The sequence below is a fragment of the Nitrosomonas sp. TNE100 genome (genome assembly GCF_055387135.1).
This window is the reverse complement of record NZ_AP040997.1, coordinates 596,968-619,003: the sequence shown is the minus strand read 5'-3', so window position 1 is coordinate 619,003 and position 22,036 is coordinate 596,968. Positions and strand designations below refer to the sequence as shown.

Annotated in this window: 15 protein-coding genes; 8 read left to right on the top strand and 7 right to left on the bottom strand. The window is 45.6% G+C overall.

Annotated features, from left to right (window positions below; translation table 11 throughout):
- Nucleotide 1: 1 nt before the first annotated feature.
- The 3 genes from ACZ5EJ_RS03045 to ACZ5EJ_RS03035 all read right to left on the bottom strand — a co-directional run bounded on the left by ACZ5EJ_RS03045 (nucleotide 2) and on the right by ACZ5EJ_RS03035 (nucleotide 2,516).
- Nucleotides 2-223 (bottom strand): hypothetical protein, encoded by a 222-nt coding sequence (locus ACZ5EJ_RS03045; protein ID WP_464557421.1) that lies wholly within the window; start codon nucleotides 221-223, stop codon nucleotides 2-4.
- A 158-nt stretch (nucleotides 224-381) separates the two neighbouring features.
- Nucleotides 382-1,653, bottom strand: coding sequence for an alpha-amylase family glycosyl hydrolase (locus tag ACZ5EJ_RS03040; RefSeq protein ID WP_464557704.1), 1,272 nt, complete (start codon nucleotides 1,651-1,653; stop codon nucleotides 382-384).
- A gap of 680 nt (nucleotides 1,654-2,333) precedes the next feature.
- Complete coding sequence (locus tag ACZ5EJ_RS03035) at nucleotides 2,334-2,516, bottom strand: hypothetical protein (RefSeq protein ID WP_041353433.1); 183 nt, start codon at nucleotides 2,514-2,516, stop codon at nucleotides 2,334-2,336.
- On the opposite strand from ACZ5EJ_RS03035, the gene ACZ5EJ_RS03030 reads away from it, so the two are divergent.
- The 5 genes from ACZ5EJ_RS03030 (at nucleotide 2,515) to ACZ5EJ_RS03010 (ending at nucleotide 5,359) form a co-directional block, all read left to right on the top strand.
- Entirely contained in the window at nucleotides 2,515-2,730 is a 216-nt protein-coding gene (locus ACZ5EJ_RS03030) for a P-loop NTPase family protein (protein ID WP_041353432.1), read from the top strand. The genes ACZ5EJ_RS03035 and ACZ5EJ_RS03030 overlap by 2 nt on opposite strands.
- A 44-nt stretch (nucleotides 2,731-2,774) precedes the next feature.
- Nucleotides 2,775-2,912 carry a hypothetical protein gene (locus ACZ5EJ_RS03025; RefSeq protein ID WP_176752566.1) on the top strand — a complete coding sequence of 46 codons (138 nt, stop codon included), beginning with the start codon at nucleotides 2,775-2,777 and terminating at the stop codon, nucleotides 2,910-2,912.
- A 165-nt stretch (nucleotides 2,913-3,077) separates the two neighbouring features.
- Nucleotides 3,078-3,266, top strand: coding sequence for a hemin uptake protein HemP (gene hemP / locus ACZ5EJ_RS03020; RefSeq protein ID WP_011633809.1), 189 nt, complete (start codon nucleotides 3,078-3,080; stop codon nucleotides 3,264-3,266).
- 157 nt (nucleotides 3,267-3,423) lie between these two features.
- Entirely contained in the window at nucleotides 3,424-4,158 is a 735-nt protein-coding gene (locus tag ACZ5EJ_RS03015) for a DUF2325 domain-containing protein (RefSeq protein WP_464557419.1), read from the top strand.
- Between the two features lie 208 nt (nucleotides 4,159-4,366).
- Nucleotides 4,367-5,359, top strand: a complete 993-nt coding sequence (locus ACZ5EJ_RS03010; protein ID WP_011633807.1) for a multicopper oxidase domain-containing protein — start codon at nucleotides 4,367-4,369, stop codon at nucleotides 5,357-5,359.
- A gap of 136 nt (nucleotides 5,360-5,495) precedes the next feature.
- Here the strand turns inward: ACZ5EJ_RS03010 and ACZ5EJ_RS03005 are convergent, their stop codons facing one another.
- From ACZ5EJ_RS03005 to ACZ5EJ_RS02995, 3 genes are all read right to left on the bottom strand, one after another.
- Nucleotides 5,496-6,191, bottom strand: a complete 696-nt coding sequence (locus ACZ5EJ_RS03005) for an FAD-dependent oxidoreductase (protein WP_464557417.1) — start codon at nucleotides 6,189-6,191, stop codon at nucleotides 5,496-5,498.
- An 89-nt stretch (nucleotides 6,192-6,280) separates the two neighbouring features.
- A complete protein-coding gene (locus tag ACZ5EJ_RS03000; protein ID WP_464557416.1) occupies nucleotides 6,281-7,405 on the bottom strand; it encodes a PEP-CTERM sorting domain-containing protein in 1,125 nt (374 codons plus the stop codon).
- Between the two features lie 171 nt (nucleotides 7,406-7,576).
- Nucleotides 7,577-8,509 carry a LysR family transcriptional regulator gene (locus ACZ5EJ_RS02995; RefSeq protein WP_464557414.1) on the bottom strand — a complete coding sequence of 311 codons (933 nt, stop codon included), beginning with the start codon at nucleotides 8,507-8,509 and terminating at the stop codon, nucleotides 7,577-7,579.
- Nucleotides 8,510-9,094: 585 nt separating this feature from the next.
- On the opposite strand from ACZ5EJ_RS02995, the gene ACZ5EJ_RS02990 reads away from it, so the two are divergent.
- From ACZ5EJ_RS02990 to ACZ5EJ_RS02980, 3 genes are all read left to right on the top strand, one after another.
- On the top strand, nucleotides 9,095-10,744 hold the full coding sequence (locus tag ACZ5EJ_RS02990; RefSeq protein ID WP_464557412.1) for a hypothetical protein: 1,650 nt from the start codon (nucleotides 9,095-9,097) through the stop codon (nucleotides 10,742-10,744).
- A gap of 414 nt (nucleotides 10,745-11,158) precedes the next feature.
- Nucleotides 11,159-12,022, top strand: a complete 864-nt coding sequence (locus ACZ5EJ_RS02985; RefSeq protein WP_464557411.1) for a pirin family protein — start codon at nucleotides 11,159-11,161, stop codon at nucleotides 12,020-12,022.
- Between the two features lie 47 nt (nucleotides 12,023-12,069).
- Nucleotides 12,070-12,450 carry a DoxX family protein gene (locus ACZ5EJ_RS02980; RefSeq protein ID WP_464557410.1) on the top strand — a complete coding sequence of 127 codons (381 nt, stop codon included), beginning with the start codon at nucleotides 12,070-12,072 and terminating at the stop codon, nucleotides 12,448-12,450.
- A gap of 169 nt (nucleotides 12,451-12,619) precedes the next feature.
- On the opposite strand, the gene ACZ5EJ_RS02975 is transcribed toward ACZ5EJ_RS02980, so the two are convergent.
- Entirely contained in the window at nucleotides 12,620-21,907 is a 9,288-nt protein-coding gene (locus tag ACZ5EJ_RS02975) for a Tc toxin subunit A-related protein (RefSeq protein ID WP_464557409.1), read from the bottom strand.
- Nucleotides 21,908-22,036: the final 129 nt, after the last annotated feature.

The following is a 22,036-nucleotide window of genomic DNA, read 5'->3' as shown; positions in this document are numbered from 1 at the left end:
GTTACAGCAGCTGTTCAATATCACTGGCCGGTGATTCCGGCTTATCTTCCCGATAGTGGCGATAAAGCATTTCCAGCCCTTGATATTGCAGCTCAAAACCACACTGACTGGTGATGTTCATCATCCGTAGAACTTTACCCTGATAATCACTGAGCAACTTATTCTGCTCGCTATTTTTGACAACACGCCTCGCTCTATACAATGCATGTGCACTTTTAAGCATAGTCTTGATTAGGGTTATAAACGAACCACAAAAGACGCCTGTGCTCAACATAATGACTCATTTAGGTATGCTGGCGACCATCAAAATAAAAAGTAGCGGGAACATGGAACCCTCCTATCAAATTTTTATTTATCCAACAATAAATACCCTTGCGACTCCTACACCGTCCAAATCCGACCATAATGGGAAGGAACCTTGAGCCAAGTTTGTTGAAGGGGTGTAATTCCTTTGAGCCCCAGATCACCGCCATGAAGTTCTTCATTGTAGTCGCCACCGATGGGAAACCAGAAAGGTACCGTCTGATCAATATCGCCGATGTTAATCGCAACAAGCGTGTATTGTGCGTCGCTGTAACGTGCGAACAGCAAGACACGCTTTGAAAGATAGCGGTCCCAATCATTAAAGAAAAAATAATTGCCGCGACGGATCTGCGACTGATCGCGCCGGATGCGTAACAGCTTTCTTACCAGTTGCACCAACTGCTGACCCGGGCTGTCGTAGAAATAATCCCACCGCAGCGAGCGCAAAAGCCCCACGCGCCCTGCGCCGAAATCGGGCAAAAAATAGCTTTCACCAAATTCCTCACCTTGCCACAACATCGGTACGCCTTTACTCATCAGCATGGCGATGAGATAGGGCTGGAGCATGTACCAGCGACTGCGGTCGCCCTCGAGAAAAAGCGGATTACCGGCCTCGTCCGGATTCATCAAACCGAAATTACAAATGAAGCGCTCGTGATCGTGATTCTCAATGTATTGCAACGCAGTTTTAGTAATCACGTCTCCATTGGTGTTCTCTTGCTCCGGGTAACCAAGTAAACCGAGCGATAAACCCCAGTCAGCCAGTCGCCTCTGGTCGCCACGTGCCACCGCCTTGGCAGCGTCGAAGGTATGATTCTGCCAGGTGCTGTTGGAGTAAGTTGTGCGCAGCACCTCCTCTGGCCCTTCTAATTGCTCGGCATATTGAATGAGCCTGAGCGACGTGCCTGCACCCGCGTTGAAACGATTCCAATAGCGCTGATTTTGCGCAATCTTGTTTTTGGTGAGTTGGTAAGTCTCATAGACAAGGTTTGCATATCCCACACCGAATGGCCCATCCCAGTAATTCGGCACGCAATCGTAGCGCAGCCCGTCGATGTGATAAACCTCGAGCCAATGATGGTTAACCGTGAAAAAATAGTCGCGTGTGAATGGGCTCCCAAAGTTCGTGCTCTTTCCAAAGCTGCTGAAATAATCTTTGGCGAAAGGTCCCATAAAAGGGTTTTCGTGATACTGCAGGCGATTGTAAGCGTCGTAGTAGGGAAAATCGACTCCAGTATGACCATATACGACGTCGACAATGACGGCGATGCCTTGCTGATGAGCAATATCAACGAGTTTCTGGAAGTCAGAGCGCTTACCGAATCGTTCATCAACGCCGAAATAGCCGATGGGGAGATATCCCCAATCGACACCGACATGGCAACGTTTGACAACGGCATGATTTCGATAGCGTTCACGCCGAGATCGCTAAGATAGACCATAAGATCGCGCGTGCGCTCCAGGTCGCCGCCAAGCTCCGCGATGTTAATTTCATAAATTATCAGATTAGAGAGCTCCGGCGTGCGCCAATTTGCCTCGGCTACACTCCAGTTATACGGTTGATAACCGAGCGTAAACGCTGAAAGCTTACCAACGCCAAACTCCCGCGCGCACGGATCGATGATCCAGTCGAGGATGCCGACATTCGGATTGTTGATCTGATAGCGATAGACATACCGTCCAGCCGTACCCCAGGCCGATCCGGGATTTGCCGGTGTCGTCCCGACAATCGGCACAGTCGCCGACCAAAAGTCGCCGTAAGGCGAGCGCACGCTATGGGCCATGGGGAATTCCCGTGGCGGAATCTCCTGCAAAAACTGATCGTGCTCGTGAATAATCTTGACCGTGACTGCATTACCGTCGACAGCCGACACCCAAGGTAGCCAGAATCCGAAACTCACCGTGCCATTGGTCTCGACGGCACCCAGAATGCTGAGAGGAAGCAAGTTGCTAGCCATAAGAGCAAATCTCCATAAAGATCAATCAATCGAACCACCACGCAATTATCAATTGTTTATCCGACAAGCTGCTCACAACGCCTTCCATTGAATGTGCCGGACAGCACACGCCCAGTATGTGTCTGTGACACGCCATGTACCCGTTGCCATCGGCGTCATGCGCAACGATAGCACGCGTGTGTCCGGAAGAACCATAAACTCCTTGTTCGCATCATTGCCATTGGCTTCGAGAGAGGCAGTGCGTGCAGCTTTCATGACTACACTATCTACGCCAGTCGAAAATATGCCAGTATTGTTGCAATGGTTATCTCAAACCATCCCGCTCACTCATTTTTTGATCATTATCGAAGGCTGTTTTCTCAAGGCGCTTCCACCCTGGGACATCCTTGCAAACCTCTGGCCACTGGCAGCGATTTCCCTCACTACACTGCCCATGGTAATCATCTTTACCCGTAACCGGTTGCAATAAAAACGGGAATCTGGATTCTCAACCTAAACCACGTAAAACGAAAAATGAAGAAAAAGACATTGATCACTGGACGCTCCAGTGGTATCAGCCATTGCACTGCTCATGGCCTGCAAAAGCGCGGCTATCATGTCTTTGCTACTGCCCGTCGACGGGCAAATGTAGATATGCGTTACCGGGCATAAGGATTGAAAAGTTTCCAGTCAAAGTCGCCAAAAGAGAAATAACCGGGGAAATTAATCTCTGCACCCCTTCCAAAATTCAATTTGCTTCCAAAAAACGCTTGCACAAATTATTTTTACCAGTACAATGATAATCATTCTCATTAACTAATTTGACTGGAACGAGATATGAATACCATCAATACCGAATATCATACGGACCCTAAATTGAATGATGGACTGATTTCACAGTTTCCCATCAAGTTGATCAGCAGCAAAACTTTGTTCGGGATAGGCAATGAAATACTTATTCAGCATCGGGGCGAGCAATATCACTTACGCCTGACACGCAACGATAAACTGATACTGACAAAATAATTTACAAGCGTATTTTTGATCTACGTTCAAAGCTGACGGATATTAACTTTCATAGCAATCACTGGCAGTTCTCTCTCTCCTCTTCCAGTGATTTATGACGGCAAGCCAGCCCCTCCTCCCGGGGCAAGCCAGCCTTTTTTCTGAGATGGAATTGATTATGAAATTTCTGAAAAAACCAGCATTGGCGTCAGTCGGTCAGGATGCACAGCCAAATTTCAGCAAATTACCCGAAATTCATCGAAGCAAAGCAGTGTTCACCACATTTTCCTATCAAGACAAGCAACAAGCTCCCAGGCTGGGATGGAGATTAAAGCATTTGTATCACTTGATCTGTTCAGCTTTGTCACGCACCGCGCATGGGAACACAGTCCGACTTCAGCCTGAAAATCCCGCATACACCAAAACTCCGATTGATTGCCACGTCAATACCAACACACTGAAAACGCCAGTTGATGCCAGTTTGCACTGGATCAGATCAGGCCAGCCACATCCATATCTCGTCACACCCGCTATCAGCTGTCCGAAAGATGGTTGCTGTCATCTCATTGATCAGTCTGTTTTATGTATAGGCGGACGTGCAGCACTCTATCCGGATTATCATCGTCTGATTGAGGCTGCTGGTGGCCACTTTATGGCATTTCGCAGTAGCGTGCAAGGCAATACAAATTGTCTACTCGCTCTGCTTGATTGCGTAAATATCGTGATTTGTCCGGCGGACTGCATCAACCATGAAGATTTTTTTACCGTCAGGCGATATTGCCAGCGTACTCGCAAATATTGCGTCATGCTGCAACGATCGGATCTGGTTACTTTTGGCAAGGCGGTTGAAATTCTCTCCCGAGGTAGCCGTTATCTGAACAAACCAGGTTCATCACATTTGCCAGCAACTTGATCATTACACACAGCATCTGTTACTCAGGATCCTCTGAGAATGTTAATGAAGAAGCCAGCACAAGGTAAATACAGGCGAAAAATACAGTTTACAGCTAGTAAATGCATATTTTGAGATTGTGTTTAACGTAGTGAGGCAACACAGATCATTTTTCAGAGGATCCCTAACAGCGTCATGCATTGAGAGCAAACTAAAAGAGAGTCCATCCATGTATACAAAAAACAGCTATCCATTCTTATGGTCATATCCGATTTTGTTTGTTTTTCTGCTTCTGCTGGTGGCATCTTTTTCAGTACAAGCCAGGGACACACAAGAGTACTGGATCGCCGCAGAAAAGACAGATTGGAATTATGCGCCATCTGGCGGAAATCTGATCAACCCCGAAAATGGTCTGGGTGTCTACGGAAACACATTGGTTTACACCAAATATCGCTATATCGGTTATACCGACAACAGTTACTCTCAACCTATATCTCAGCCTGAATGGATGGGAATTCTAGGTCCCACCATCCGCGCAGTAGTGGGCGATATCATCAAGGTCCATTTTCTGAACAACACTGATCTGCCACTTTCAATACACCCTCATGGCGTGATGTATAACAAGGATAATGAAGGTGCTGATGGTGGTGCGGGCGGCAGTATTCCTCCGGGTGGACGCTACACTTATACCTGGGTCGTTGATCGGGATGCCGGCCCCGGTCCGGATGACCCCTCATCCATTGTCTGGCTCTATCACTCGCATGTCATGGCAGAACACGAAATCAACCTGGGGTTAATCGGAACCATCATTGTCACCGCTGCTAATAAAGCGCGTTCGAATAGAGGCCCTATTCCACGCGATGTGGATCAGGAGTTTATCGCGCTATACATGATATTCAACGAAGAAAATGATGAGGAAAGTGGCCTGAAACATACGATCAATGGCCGGATTTTCGGCAATCTGTCTGGCTTTGAAACTACACGTGGCCAGCGTGTTCGCTGGCATCTGATCGCACTGGGCAATGAAGTGGATAACCACACAGTACATTGGCATGGGCAGACCGTGCTGGATAATGGTCGCCGAACTGACGTAATCGAGATCATGCCTGCCAGCATGCGATCTGTTGACATGGTTCCCCGTTCACCAGGCAACTGGTTATTCCACTGCCACGTCAACGATCATATGATGGCTGGAATGTCCACCCGCTGGCTGGTGAAATAGTAGAAGGCTCCCGTTTTTACAGGGGGCCTTGAATCAGAATGATCCTGCGGGTAGATCAATTGAGCTTTTTCGATGCAAAGTACCAGATCAGATATAAATAAATGTCAGTAGAATTTTTTGTCGTCATATGCTTGGGCTAGTACCCTTCAAACTCTTCTGTTCTGATGTTATCTTCATCAGCGCCAATCTCAATCAACAGTGCGCGCATGGCCTTAACCATGCCTTCCGGGCCAGACAAATAATAGCGCGATGCAATAATATCAGGCACATGTTGTTTGATGAGTTCTGCATTAACGTGACCTTGGGTTGATGTGTACACCGGTACAAAAGTAAAATTTTTATTTTCTCCTGCAAGCCATTTCAGATCATCAGTGTAAGCAGCCTGTACAGGTGTGCGGTTGGCGTAAATCAGTGTAATTTTGTGATTTGTCTTGTCATGCGTAGCCTGCGCAATAATGCTGCGCACTGGTGTAATACCAATGCCACCTGTGATAAACACTACCGGGACAGCCTCGTTTTTTTGCAGTGTGAAATCTCCCCACAGCGCAAGCAGTTGCACCATGGTCCCTTCCGGAACTTTGGCTGCTGCTCTTTTATAGAGCGAATCACGCATGCGGGTAGCCATGCGCAACGTATCCTCAAATGGTGCACTAACGAATGAAAAACCATGTTTGTTATTGCTGTCGTTCAGCCCGGTAGAAGGCGGCAGCACCAGATCACCATATTGACCCGCACGATACTCAAAGCCCTTGGGCTTTTCCAGCGTGAATTCCGTCGTTCCTTCGGCTATTTCCTTTTTTTGCAATAACCTGACATCGTAACTGGTTGGCATAATTGAACTTAACCTCCTTTAAAGTTTAAAGACCAGCCTCCGGCTTGACTATTGCACGCATACGCAGCGGGAAAATGTGTTGTTGGCTACTAGCTGACCAGGCCACTCCAGCGCCACAGCATCATCATGCTGCCCAATCCGATCAACAGGATAGTAGCTGGTTCAGGAATAGGATTTCCCGCACCTGCAACAGTCAGACGAAGCACCTGACTGGAATCAGGGCTATCACTACCCGCGATGCTGTAAGTCAGCAGACTGGGATCAAACCCGGCGGAGATATTGATATCAAAATTATCCCATATACCAGTGAGGCTACCACCAACCTGAATCAGGTCATAAGTAGTATCAAAAGCTGGCTGGATAAAATTGTCAAAATCCAGCGCCAACGAGCCACCCATTGTAAAATCACCATCAACAAAAAGCTGGTCATACAACATTGGACCGAAAATCTCAAAAGCCAGTGTACTGCCCTCTTCCAATGCAAGACCACCGGCGATCGTCAGCACGTCAAACGGATTGGCCGAATTACCCGGGCTGATCAGGCCATGGTTGATGACATTCCCCACCAGCATGCCGCCTTTACCTGAGAAACTGCCGGCGGACCAGATGGTGGTACCCTCATCGGCCGACACGATCCCGCCATCATTGATAACAAGATTCCCCTGACCACCCGCACCGGAAACATTCCCGCCAATGTAGAGATTTCCTAAGTTGTCCCAACGAGAATTAGTACCGGTAACAGCGGCAGCACCCGTAGAACCGGTCTGGTATCCCAGGTAGCCCTGTTCACTGACAACTCTCCCACCTTCTTCTACGACAAGCAAACCCTGTCCAAGGTAGCCGGTATACAAACCGCCACTTGAGTTATCCCAGAGTGTATCCACACCTGTAACAGTGGCGGTACCAGTTGAACTGGCATTAAAGCCAAGATAGCCATCCTCATGGTGATATTCCACACCATCAATCCGGCCAGGGAGCGTTGGAGAATTTCCATCAAAATTCGCGAGTGTTGCGCCACTATTAACAATAAGATGACCATCACCACCCGTAGAATTGGTACCAGAATTACCGACAACAATGACATTGACATCCGTATCGTCACTGATAGTTTGGTTACCATCCAAAATCAGCTCATCTGCCTGTACTGTCTGCCCGAAAACCAGCGCGGCAGCCAAGAAGGTGCCAATACAAATCTGTAAATTATTTTTCTTCATACTCTACCCCCTCGTCATAAATTTGCCTGAAGAGTATTAAAACAGCCTCAGATTACTTGTCAAGCTTCTGCATGTCCTCCCTGCCCTGAATCAAGTTGTTATCACAAAAATTTACACCCGCTAACCGTAGCTTGTGTTTTATCCCGTAAAGCTGATAACTTGAAGGAAACTTCATGAAATATTTTTTGTATGGCGCAGGCAAGAATCCCAATAAGGCATTGCTTCAAATCGCTTGCTCAGGAAATCGACGAATGCTCTGACACGCTGCGAGAGGTGACGGGTTTGCGGGTAGATAGCATAGGCTGCCAGTTGCGAATAGTGGTATCCCGTTAATATCGGCAGTAACGCACCGTGTTCTATTTCCCGATAAACAATGAAAGCCGGCAGCAATACGATACCCAGCCCATCGACGGCGGCATCACGCAGAAACTCGCCATTACTGGCTTTCAGGTAGGGAGTAATTCTGGTTTTGATCAATTGTCCCGTAGGGTCATACACATGCCAGTTATCACTATTACTGATCAGACTGTAGGCCAGACAACGATGCCTGATGAGCTCTTCAGGTGCCTGCGGCGTGCCCATGCGCTCAAGGTATGCCGGGCTGGCACACATGACAGCCTGAATAGGTGCAAGGCGACGTGCGATCAAGCTGGAATCGGGCAGGTTTGCGATGCGGATGGCAAGATCAAAACCTTCCGCCAGCAAATCGACCTGACGGTCATTGAAATCCAGATCAAATTTGATATCCGGATGAGCATGCAGAAATGCAGTGATAGCCGGGCCTAGATGCATCAAACCAAAGCTGAGCGGAACTGCCACCTTCAAATTACCTTTTAAAGCGCCATGAAATTGTGATACAGCGTGCTCGGCTTCGAAAATATCCGCGAGGATACGAACAGATTGTTCATAAAAAGCACGGCCGCTGTCGGTAAGCTTCATTTGCCGCGTGGTACGATGAAATAACTGAACGCCCAAGTGTGCTTCCAGTTCCTTTAATCGTCGGCTGATGACAGATTTGGCTACACCCATGCGATCCGCAGCCGCACTGATGCTGCCCGCTTCCACAATACGCACAAATGCATTCATATTCTCGAATCGATCCATTGCATCCCTGCTTTCTCTTATTGTTGTTATTATCGAAACAATAGTCTCATATGAAATGATTTTATCCTTATTGTAACAACGAAAGGCCCGCTTCCGGCAGGCAGATCCCATTAACCTAAAAACCTCATTTAGATGCATTGGAGCATGAAATTCTCCTGCTGACCCAGATAACCTTGTCGGAATCTTTTACATTTCGCCCTTTTTATTCATTCATCATTGAAATCAAAAGTGATTTCTCTCCCTGATCATTTTGTCCATGGGAGAAAACACATAACTTCATCAAAAAAGATATCAAAGATCACTAAAACCCATCTAAATCTGTCGATAATTTTTACATAAATACATGAAGAAATAACGACAACATACTTATAATTATAAATCTACTTTTATATTCATAAGGTTATTCTCATTGGCATGAAAATTGCATAACTTACACAAGGAATTTAAGTTTTTTCTATGTAAAAACAATTTGTTCCTGATGTTTTTTGAATATTTTCAACAACTCCCAGGATGGTATGATGGAATCTGATAAGCATTTGAAAGCCGTTGTACAAATCTCGGGGTTACTTTAATGAGGATTATGATGTGAAAAATACCAAGAAAACCCTGATCTTATTTAGAAATTGCGAGAAAAAAAGACAAACGTTAAGCAACTTAATTACCACAACACTGATCCTTGGTGCGTTTATCGTTGCACCGGCCTGGGCGGGTGTGATTTATGATCCGGGACTTCTCGAATTCAAAAGCACAGATCAAAGCATGTGGGGGCCGGGAACAGCCTTCCAGAAATCGGATTCCGTTTTCGTCGGCACGCAATGGAACAATAAAACCGCTACGATAATAGATGAATCTAACCTTCTCGGAACAGCCTCTCTTAAGGTACAAACATCAGGGAAAGTGGGTCTCGATTTCGGTTACTCTGTCGATAGCGGCTCGGTTGATACGACCGCTGGCTTCAATCTGTCAGCCGAATTGCCGGATACGGTACGTGCTGGACAGTTTTTCAACATCAATACCAGCAATAACTTTGTAAATGGTACGATCAAAACACAATCACCTGAAATCGAGGCATATTTCAGCGCGATCATGCAGCTTTCGGGTTCGATTGATGCTGGGATTTGTGGTGCAGCTATCGGTTGTGCAAGCGGCAGTGGGCAATTACCGAACATCAATCTGGATCAGCGCGTACTGTCGATCGATCCTGGTAGCCTGAAAATACTCGACGGCATTCTACCAAGCGGGGAACCCCTTGCAGAGATCCCCATTGCAAACCGGAGCCTGACACTTGAAGGAGGCGTTTCCCCGGTGCCACCATATGTCGGTATCAAACTCACAGATTCATCAGGCTTTTCGCTTGCCAATACGATGCCGAATCCGGCACCCGAGATTACTGTCGATCTAGTCGAAATTGGCCTGAATATACCGAATATTGCCACAAGTGGCTCGCTTGACGACCCTACATATGCCCCGTTCCCGATACCTGGTCTTCCTACTCCCCCACGAATCAATACCAATGTAATCTCCAACGGGGAAGATGATTTGCTTTCTGCACAATGGGATATCGACGGGATCGCAACGATTTTTGCCGGCCTGCCTCCTGCGGGTCTCAATCTTAATTTGATCGACGCTGGTCCGCTTAAATTTACGATATCTCTCGATCTGATCGACGTTGATGCGGGACCTGTTCTCCGCGTTGGCCAGGGATTTGATTTTCGTCCCACATTGATGGTTGATTTGGAATTCAGCGACCCGGTCCAAATTGCGGGCATGACGGAAGCACAATCGAACTGGAGGGGATTGTGGAATGATTTACCCGAATTCGCGATTTCGCAAGAGACGACATTTACGCCAACATTTGGAGTCGATGCCACATTCAAAAATATCACGGAGCTCTACCTTAATCTTGTCGGGACGCTTGATTTACTAAAGCTGGGAGCCACTGCATCTATTGGCTCACTTAATTTAGTTGATTTCAATCCAGTCAGCCTGAATGACTTATTAGGAATTGATAGAACTCTGTTTGATATAAATCTTTTATCTTTTCCTGTTTTCGATAAAAGTTTCGGGCTTAGTGGGTTTAACAAGATTATCGGACCATCTTTCACGGTTGGCATCAATCAGCTGCCGGGTAATCCTCCTGCAGCCGTACCGGAACCGAGTAGCATCTGGCTGCTGCTGGCCGGATTCTGTGTTCTGATCAGATATCTAGATTCGGGATACAAGAGATATTTATAATCCATTACGCGCAAAGAGAGGCAGCGCCGCGAGAGTGGTGCTGGCGAGCGCATCCAACTGCCGGATTCAGGTTTAATCCCTATGTGATCCCGGTTGGCCCAATCAATGTTGTTCACAAAGCTGTTAACTCCCTCCTGATCAGTCTGGAAGGCTTGGCAATGTTGTAATCACAGCAACCGGGTTTCCCATTTCAGGAGTATCAATCACCTGGAAATCACAGTCGATGGTTGCATCCAACTGTGGTTTCCAGGCTTATATTTTCCAATCGATCCATTGCATTCCTTTGCTTACCTTTATTGTTCTTTATATAAGAACAATAATTTCCACAAAACGATGTTTATTCTATTTTAAGCAACGGTGATAATGTTTCCAGCAAGCAGAACCTGTCAATGCATCACAGAAAAGGAGAAAACGATGAATACATCAATGAATGCTGTACGAATCATTCCTGCAATGGCGGTATCCGAAGGTGCCGGTGTGGTCGTACATCGCACAATTGGCACGCCGGCACTGCGCAATTACGATCCTTTTCTGTTGCTGGATTACATCAGCAGTGACAACCCGAATGATTACATTGCCGGCTTTCCTTCCCATCCGCATCGGGGATTTATTACCTTTACCTATATGCTGGATGGCTATATGCAGCATCAGGACAGCATGGGCAATACCGGCAACCTCGAACCGGGCTCAGCACAGTGGATGAAAGCGGCCAGCGGGGTGATTCATTCCGAAATGCCGAAACAGGAAAATGGCTTGCTGCGTGGATTCCAACTGTGGATTAATCTGCCTGCGGTCAACAAAATGGATCATCCGGAATATCAGGAATTTCCTGCAGCGGCATTCCCAGTGATAGAAACAGCAGACTACCGGCTGAAAGTGTTAATTGGCTGTTTCGGCGATACCGTTGCACCGATCCAGGATGATTTGACGCAGGTAACTTATTTTGATGTACAGCTACAGCCCGGACGGCATTTTCAGCACCAGTTGCCGGCGCAGAACACAAGCTTCACTTATGTATTTGAAGGCAATGGACAATTTAACGGACAGGCTGTCGCACTTCATTCTTTGGTTGTGATAGGTGTTGACGACAGTATTTTCGACTTCGTGGCAGGAGAACAAGGGGCACGTTTCATTGTAGTCAGCGGAAAACCGTTGCACGAGCCAATCGTGCAGTATGGCCCGTTTGTCATGAGCACTCGCGAACAAATTGATGAGGCGCTACAGGATTACCAATCCAATCAGTTTGTGCGTGATAAAGCATGGATTAAACGCAAGTAATAAAAAGTATTTTTAAGAAACACCAGCTTACTGGCAAGGAGATTCAAATGGAAAAAATCAGTCAATTCGTTGCACGTTTGCTTCTGGCACAAATATTTTTACTCGCAGGTATTTCAAAAATTAGTGGCTATGCAGATACACAAGGCTATATGGATGCAATGGGCGTTCCAGGAACACTATTGCCACTGGTCATTCTGCTTGAAGTGGGTGGGGCTCTGGCAATTATCATTGGCTGGCAAACCCGCCTGGTATCTGTCGCTCTGGCACTGTTTACACTGGCAGCAGCAGTAATTTTTCACAGCAATCTTGCCGATCAGACACAAATGATCATGTTCATGAAGAATATTGCCATCGCAGGTGGCTTCACTCTGCTGGCAGTGCATGGTGCCGGTGGCTACAGCCTGGACAACCGCAGCAGCAGAGCTTGATAAAATCACAGATTATCCGAAACTGATCATTAGCCCGGCTGCATGCAGCCGGGTTTTTAAACAATTCCGTCAGATTTAAGTGGCTTCTCCACGCGAGATATCTATAAATTCTCCATTTGACTGATGGAAGCCACAGTCAATAAAAAACCACATCTCACCAGTTCCAGATCTATTTACCGAGCTGAGCAACCTTGTATTTAATAATAAAAAACAACTCTTCCAGCTTTACCAAGTCAGTCTCTACTGAGAGTTTAAATGGTTTATCAATTTTGATAGCTTCGCTCTTGCCACGACATAATTTCAGTTCATTACTAATCTTTGCAAGACCAAGAGCAGAGTCATCAATTGATATCGAATAAGTAGTCGGATCATCCTTGATTTGAGCCAAAAACATAACTTCCTCAATTTCCGGCTTGTCCAGAATCTGAATCATATAAGGCAATCTGGATTTAGTAATAGTCAGATCAACAAAGCCATTCTTCTTCAGCATATGCCAGTCATTCGGCATATCATGGCGCATCGTCAAGGCAACATGCAGGCCAGTTTCATTAATCGCCTGAGTGATATTTTCAAGCTGCTTGGATAACGATTTGCCAGCTACTAATTTGAGTATTTCACCACCCTCACAGGCTGTATATCTAATATGGACAATTGCATCAGAAATAGTCTGGTAATCAAACTGACGGATTTTCGGAAGCTCCAGTCGCCACCTGCTGATGACTCCTGCTCCTTCAAACGGGAGATAGCGCTCATCTTTAAAATTAAGCTCAAACATACCACTGTCATTTTGTGCGCTACTGACAGCAACCGCATTGATGGGTATTTTATAAGCACTGAATCTGGGATCTTCTTCCTCGGTATTCTCCGCATAGGATTTGCCGCCAATGGCCGTATTGCGGAATTTATTTTCCAGCAAAGTCAAAGTAGCATTAATACCTGTATACGGGCCGACAACACAGGGAATGGAAAGTGAGATCGACTTGATTCTGCGTTTGTAATGGCCGGGAAAATCCAGATCAAACAGAGCTTCCGGTATTGCAAACTCACATTTTCCGGTTTCTCTAAGCTGTATGATGGCTAACGGGTCGAGCTGATACAGTGATACGTGCCTGGTAATCTCATAATCATAGCCGCGCTCATTTTGATAGGCAGCTTCCAGTTGCTTTAACCCAACATATAATTGTTCACCTGCCAGCAGACCTTCACGACCCGCATCAAAGTAACCCGGCTGAATGAAATTGGAATTACTCAACCCGCGTTCAAATTGATAGGTTTTTTCTGCCTTCTTCGCCAGATCGCACGCCAGGTTATAAACCTGACGGTATAAGGTTTTCAAATTACTGCGCATCCAGGTATAGAGCTCTTCATTGGTATATTTGTTTTTCAGGAACTCCTCAACTTCAGTTGCGTTGTCAATCGCTTTTTGTTGATTAACGATTTCCTGATTGGCAATATCTATACGGATTTGTTGTGCGAGAATTTGCTTGTCGATTTGCTTGAGTTCATATCCGGCGGCATTGGCCTGGAAGATGCGTTCTTGTAGAGCGCGGGTGAAGCCGCCTTTTTTGCCTGCACTAGAACTAGCGAAAGATAAATCGCTAGCGTGAACTTGAAGTCCTCTGCCAACTGCTTGCGTTGCATTGCCGAGCATAGTACCGGAAAAAATAACAGCTTTCATACCAACTCCCCAAGGGGCGGCTGTCGGTTCAACCGATGGAATAACATGAAAGCCGCTAGCTAACGTTTCAATAATACCAATTGCTCTTTGCCAATCTTGGGCTTCGCTTGCCTTATCCATATCCTGCTTTTCAGACGGAATCAGCTTCAACTCGCTATCGCCATCGACCGTGACGATATTATTGGGAATACCATTAAATTCCGCCGTATCACCAGGCACCAGACTCTCATCCAGGCCAGCAAGTTTCAGGTAATACTTCATCCGCTCTTCCGGTGTTTTGCGGTTCTGTTGCAGGCTTTCAATATTCTTTTGCGCTTCCTCCAGTTGCTGCTTCTTGATTTCCATCACCAGGTTCTGCATCACGTTTTCATGTTTTGCTCGGATCAATGCGACAGTTTCATTGTCCTTTTTCTCTATAGCAGAAAGCATGGCGCTACCCAGGGATTTCAATTCATTGCACAGCTCCAGCGCCTTTTGCAGCAGATAATAAAAGCGATAATTCGGCATCGGTGTATTGAGATCATTCAATACCGAATCAATACTTAAGCCTTGTGCTGCCGCTTTGACCAATAACGCCGGATCAATGGGTGGTTCAAATAAAGGCAGTTTGCGGAATATCCCTTCAATATTCAGGCAATGGCGGATTTTATAGAGCCGGTCCGCCACCGTATCCCAATACCCCATCAGTTTCGGGTTATTCGGGATACAGAAATACAAGGTTTTGGCAAAACCAAAAATATTGGCAAAGCCAATTTCCCCTGTCTTGGAATCAAAGGAACCCAAAGGTAAATCAGTCTGATTGCTAAACGGTGCAGCTAATTCCAGTTCCACCATAGCATTACCGAAGGCATCCCATTTGTCCACTAAACCGAGGTAAGTCTGCGGTTTAATCTTGCCGCGTTTCGGAATCATCATCGGTTTGGGGCCGAGGATATGTCCGGCAAACACATAAAGTTGAGTAGCCTGGTTAATGGTCTCAATCGTATCCTGACGGAACAAATAATCACCCCAGGCCAGCAGGTTATCGATATATTTCATCACCACCCATTTCATATAAGCGACGGGACGGCTTCTTGCTACAACATGCGGCATGAATGGCTTGTTACGCCATTCATTGATAGCTTTATTTTCCTTATTCGGTTCAAGAAAATAAAAAATGCTATCCAGTATCCGCCTGCTATCAGTTTCCTTGAATGGTTTGAACTGCCAGAAACGATTGTCTTTAGCTCCATCAGCAAGTGGATTAAACACGAAATGGAACCATTTCATCGCCTCCTCGAAATGCTGAGCTTTACTAAGTGCATCTGCCAGCAAAATAGGTGTGTGAAAAAATAGCTCCCAGTTATAAAGCGAATAAGGATGCTTTAATTCATGATAGATTTGATTCACATCCTGATGAAATTGACCAAATTCAATCGCATCGATATTTTCATTATGGTTAAAAAAAGTTTCTAATTTTCCAAAATTAATTAACTTGAGTAATTCATGCGTTTCAGAATAGTAAAACTTGGATGAAATACTACTATTTGGATAATTTAATTGAACTGAGTTTTTCTCTACCATAAATGTTGCATCATCATTTCCCCAAGCATTACCACTTAACTGCAACGACTGAATATTATTAGAAAATTTATGAAATTCTGTTGTACCGAATTCCATTTGAATGCTGGATGGCAAGAAATTTGCACCGATTCCAATATCCTTATCATCTTCGATTTTGCTTCCTGTAAAGGTGAATCCTTTAAAGGTAGTAGTATCGTTAGCGACCAGATCTTCTACCCGAATTACTATTTGTTCATTTGAAACATCCGGAATGAAAGTGAATTGATCAATCCTTCTTCCTAAGATCGGCCGTTTTTCATACGTATTTGGAGGAATCGTAATTATTTCAGTTAATGGAACAATTAAAACATTATTGGAAAGCTGTTTTTGAGTCCATTTTGAATTTCGATACTCACTCCATCCCATTTTTATTTCATAGAACTCAAGAGGCTGGGATTTATTAATGCCCGCTGGATCATTGCCTAAAGTATTAAAACTACCCTTAGACGAATCACCATCAGGCTTCGATTTTCTCATTATTTGTGGAAAGAAAATCAATAACCGTCCATTCCATGCAACTGGGGTCAAGTAGCATCCATTTCCTACTATTTCATGATTGTTATTTTCAACATCATAACTAGGTATATCCACCTGCATCTTTTCCCACGGATACCAGTTCATCTCATCCAATGCAAGATAGCGGTAGTAGAAGAAATAAGGCGCATTTCGCGTTCTGGAAAAAACATGTAGCTTGGAACCACCCTCCCAACCAGGGACAGATGTATTCTTATTCTTTTTACCGTCGATGTACAACCCTACAACTTCCATATTCGCCACTTCATCGACTTTATAAAGATACGATTTCAGTGCGTCAGTGACATTCTGCTTGTTGATGTCTTTTTGCAGCAACTCACTTTCCAGTTCTTTGAAGAAAGGACTTTTATCGTCGCGCAGATTGCTCTCAATCCAATTTTCCGGATACAAAAATACCTTACGATTGGCTTCCCACACGCGGTAACGTTGCATCCAATCCCAGCGCTCCCGATCCAGAATATTGCTGGCTACTCCAATTTCAGTTTTAGTGTTTGGATCGAGTTTGGATTCCAGTCCCAGTAAACAGCGCTGGATAAATAATTGTACGGATGAAATTGCCTGTTTAATCCGCGATGCTTCCATGCAGGCATCCATTTGCACGTCGATCAGGAAATATTCGAACAGGCCGTCGGCATCCACGACATTCCAGGCGAGAAGTTCCGGTTGTTGCAACAAGTAAGCCGTCAACGCATCCCGCTGGTGATTGCGTAACTGGTCATTCAGCGGCTTGACAACCTGCTCCCAGTCAGTCTGGTTATAACGGGCGCGAATCGCGTTTTTGATGCTGTCTGCAATCTTGCGGCATCTACCAAATTTTGATGTCGGAATAGCCCAATCAAACAGCAGGTCAATATCTACGCCGATTTTATCTGCCACATTTAACGCATTCTGCAACTTGAGCAGATTCTTTTCGTTACGGTAATCGGTTAACTGGCCAATATTAAAATGATCGGTAGCAATTAACTTATCAATACGCTCTTTCTTCCAGGCCGTTAAATCGCTTATTTTTTTACTTAATTCTGTAACATCAGATGCTGGGTCATCAGCCCAATGCCAAAAATCCAGGATATTAATTCTGGTCTGCGACAATGAATTCCGTAAACGGGTATAGGCTTCCAGGCGAAGCCAATGCCCCAACGTCAGGGAGTTAAAATCCAAAGCCTTGGCATTTTCATCCAGAAAGTTCTGATTAAGGTTCAGGAACCTGATTTCATCTGCATTTAAAGTAAATCCGGAAACCAGCATGGCAGCTTTCTTCAAAGTGATCAGAGCTGGCTCTGCCTGTTTCGAGGCAAAATCAGGAATCAGGGCTGAAGAAGGAATTGTGGTAATAGTTGCTGCCGGTGTTTTCCAGAAGATATTTTTCAGCGCCATACCTGTTGTATTTAACTTATACAACTTGCCAGCAGTCAGTTCTTCAGCAGCACTCCACCATTCATTAGTCGGATCTTCCTGAGCAGAAAAATTCAGAGCGACCCCATCGATGGTAACAACCGGTGCAGCATCACTGCCTTTTACGATAAAAGTGAAATTGGCATTGGCAGCTGGTATTAAATAACCACTCCAGTCGGTTTCAACAGGTTTGACACTATCTTTTATTTTTTCAAATATGTCGTAAATCGGTGCAGCAGGGGTCCCGAGTTTGAGAATCTTTGATACCAGCTCATCAGTAACTTTGCTTTCCAGTTCAGCAAACCCGGACAAAGTATCGACGACAAACCGATGCGTTAACTGCTGGCGCAAAAAAGGCAGAAAAATCTCCAGAAATGCGACACGTTTTTTTGGTGCCGTATTGGGGTCCGGATCGCCCTCAGGAATATCAGCTACCGGAACCGCTTCATCGCCCGATTTGATTATGGCTTCCAAGCCTGCTTTTTCAGCATCGGTTCTGGTTTTTTCTTCTTCAAAAATGCCGGCTAATAGCTCTTTGAATAATTTTACCTGTTGTTTTTCTATGCGGATGAGGGCCGGGTTCCACTTCGAATGAGTGCTCAGATTTTTATAATCATTGGCTTCGGTAGCGGTCAATATCCCCGTAATTTGTATGGTTCCTGAAGTTTTGTCATATTTCAGTTTGCTTTTAAGTGTCTTGCCATCAGGAATAGTTATATCCAGATTCCCCGGCGCATTGGTTTGATAAACAATAGATCCTTCCAGATAGCCAACAAGCTTATCAACAACAGCGGTATCGAACAGCAAACTGGCCTTCGTTCTCACCAAATCACTGGTTGCCTTTTGCCGGATATTGATTTCCTGCATCTGCGGATCGGAAATGTCCGAATCAGCAACCAGATCCTGATGATCCACATCAATAGCATTCAAACCGTCGTACAACGTTTTGCTCAGTAATAAAACTGTCCTGTGATTTGGGGTAAAGGGCTTCTTGATGTCGTCAAAATCATTGATGATGTAATTCAACTGCTGCCAGGTAAATCCGGCATCCTCCATTTTTACCCAGCGTTCCATAAATTCGCACGACGCATCGGCATCTTTGAAAATATCACCAAATAAAGGCGGGATACTGAGGAAAGCAGAGATTCTTAAGCCCAATGTTTTGGATAGCAAACGGTAGCGATACAGCAAAGATAAATTGCCCAGCGTCAATTCATCTTCTATTCTGGCGAACTTCATGATGTCCTGAATATCATCGGAAGAAAGGTTCAAGGCGGCCATGACAACCGGCAGATGATCTGTCAATTTAGCGTTGCCAGTCAGATAGTTGCCCTTGATGTCTGCCTTGAAAACCTTATCGATACCCAGGATGTTGTGCGTCAGAAATAGCCGTTTGTATAGTGATTTTTCGCCAGACGTACTGATTTCAGTCCAGAAGCACAGCAGCTTAGTCAGCTCCAGGCCAGTCTGATTAAGCAATCTGGAAACAGCAACCAGCTGATGAATGAGCCTGGGGTTGATATCAAATACTTCGATGCAGATATCTGCTGCACAGTCCCCACAATCGCCGCAATCACCACCAACGTTACTGCAATCATCGGAGGAATTTTCGTCACACAGGGAATCTGCCGGGTTATCCGAGCCTCTACCAAATTCCGGTTCGATACTCAGTCCGATAATCGCCTGATCGATTTCATCGATCGTCCAGCCCAGTTTTCGCCACAAACGGATAAAGCGATGGATTTTGTCGTATTCGGCTACAGTCAGGGGCGTACCATCCAGATGTTGCAGCAAGGCAGTATCGAGATTGCAAGTATCTTTCCGCTCAAACAAAACCAGGTGAATTTCATTATTAACTGTCAGAAAAACACCTTTCTCCCCCTTGATCCCGACGAAAGTCGAATTTTTTAAAGCATCCAGATCAATTGGCCCGGCATTTTCGTTAAAGGTAACTTTCCCTGTACTCTTGTCAATATCACCAATAACCTTAACCAATTCGCCGCGATGGATATTGATTTTGCAATCCTCAATAGCCACCTCCAAGCCTTGAAGTTGAGGTGCAAAAGTAGCGGGCGTGGAATTTCTTGAATAAATTCTCCCATCCACACAACCCCTGCCATTTTCGATGACGATCATCTTGCCGACTTTCTCAAAGTAGCATTTCACCCAGCAAGTGATGTCCTTATCGCAAATATCGGATGTATCGTCACAGGGCTTGGGGCAACTCAAGGTTTTCTTGCCGGTGAGAAGCGCGATTTCCTCTTTCAGCTTGGGAACAAGATCCGCGAATGTTTCCAGTTTCACCAGGTCTTCCGCCATTTTGTCGATACCGTGTGCCTTGGCGTAATTCTGCAGAAAGCGGTAACTGAAATGCAGGCTTTCCATAATAGTCTTTGCCCGGCCTTTGGGAACGCAGGGATTGATCGTTTCCGTCTTCAGCAGATCAACCAGGTTGAAGTAATCAATACCGGTCCGGCGAAGGAATTCTTTTTTAATCTGCGGCAGCTCATCCGTCATGGACTGCTCATCCTTGTAACCATAGTATTCATGCACCGATCTGCCGCCGATCAGCGTCCAGTATTCATCTTTAGTCAGCGCAGGATTATTTTTCAGCTTGCGCATCAGTTCGATGTTTTCAAAGCATTCTTTCGTCAGGATGACGTACTCTTCCATGGTCAATCCTAGAAATTCGGCATCGGCAGCCCGGTTCAACGCCTCATCTTTCAGTGTTACAAGTTCAGCATCATCTCCGGCATTATTTTTCCGGAAGGTATCGATCAGTTCATGACGACTGGTATCCAGATATTTCAGATAAGTCCGTGCCGCATCGACCGGTTGATGGTAAGGCAGTGTAAAAGGATAAACCTCGTTCTTCAGGATGCAGTACGCCTGGTATTCAGTGTGTTGTGGCTCAGCCAGCAACTCGCTGCTGGTTTCGTCATCGACGTTGAAGGGTTTCAGCTTTTTGAAGGCAACATAGTTTTCCATCACCTCATTGACCAGATCCACATACGGAATCAATGTATTGGTGTTCTGGCAAGTCAGCTCCAGGCAACCCAAATCAGGACGGCGGTCGAACAGTTTTTCCAGCGGTGTGCTGGAAATATCCCTGGGATCTTCTTTTTTCTTAATCGAATCTGGTGCATCAGGATCCAGATTGTTGTTACGCAGATAATTCAGCAGTTCCACGAAGTAGGAAGCTGCGCTGTAGACCGAATTACATTCGCCGCATTCGCAGAAATCGGCATCACCGAACAATAAATCCCAGGACAGGTTATGTTTTTCGATTTGCCCTTTTGCATATTCTTCTCTCGGTTTTTCCGCAATTACGGCAGCGCCGACAGGCTTCATCACATGCGCCTGTGGATGGATATAGGCATCCAGGCTCTTGTCGATCAGTGCCACACCGGTAGGCCGGGCAGCTTCCCGAACTGATACCAGAAATTGTTCGTTACGGATTTGTGTTTGCTGGGCGTTATAGTGAATTTGTGCCAGGGTATTCTCGTCCAGATCATTTCCGCTCAGCGTCGCTATGAACTGCTTCATTGGCAAGGCCGAGATTTGCATCGCCGATTGTATCCGGGCGTTGTATAACACGGGCACGGCATCCGGATCCGGGCTGACAGCGGTAATGCGCTGTAAGGTTTTCAACTGGATTTTGACGGCATCCTGGGCATCGGCAGAAATATCCTGGAAGGTTTCCTCGTTTTTGATCAGCTCGTAAACAGAAGTGGTTTTGATATTGAAATCGGGCTGTCTGGTTAATACTGCGGCAACGTTTATACCGATAGCATCGTTCAGAAACGGCACTTTCACATCTTTGACCATATTGACCAGCATTGCCGTTGGTTCCAGCTTGAACAGATCTCGGCGCAGGTTAATTGCGAAAGTGTGTTTTTCTTCATCCGGTTTATCGTCAGCGATAACTCTGACTTTGTCGATGAATGCGGCCTTATTCAACGTCAGGGCAATATCACGCAAAGAATTTGTATTGCCATCCCGCTGAAACAGATCAACAAGTTTGGCGTTATCATTGCCCCATGCCGCCAGGTTATGGGTAAATTCCAGCTTGTCGATCACCGCATCAGTAAATCCTTCCTTACCCTTCAATTCAGATTTAATGGCTTGCCAGTTACCACTCTGGGCACTGAAAATTTCAGTAAAGCGCTTCTGCAGCTTTTCACTCTGCAGATCAATTTTGAAAAAATTGATCCTGGGATCAAGTTTCGGAGTTTCGTTTTGTCCAGCCATGTCATCCTCCTGATCTGGAAGGGTAAGCTATCAAGTTAAATTAAAAAATTTCTGTCATATTTGAAATACAGTGCCGCCACCAAAACCAGCAGCAATTTGCCAAATATTTATTGGCGTGGCACAATTTAA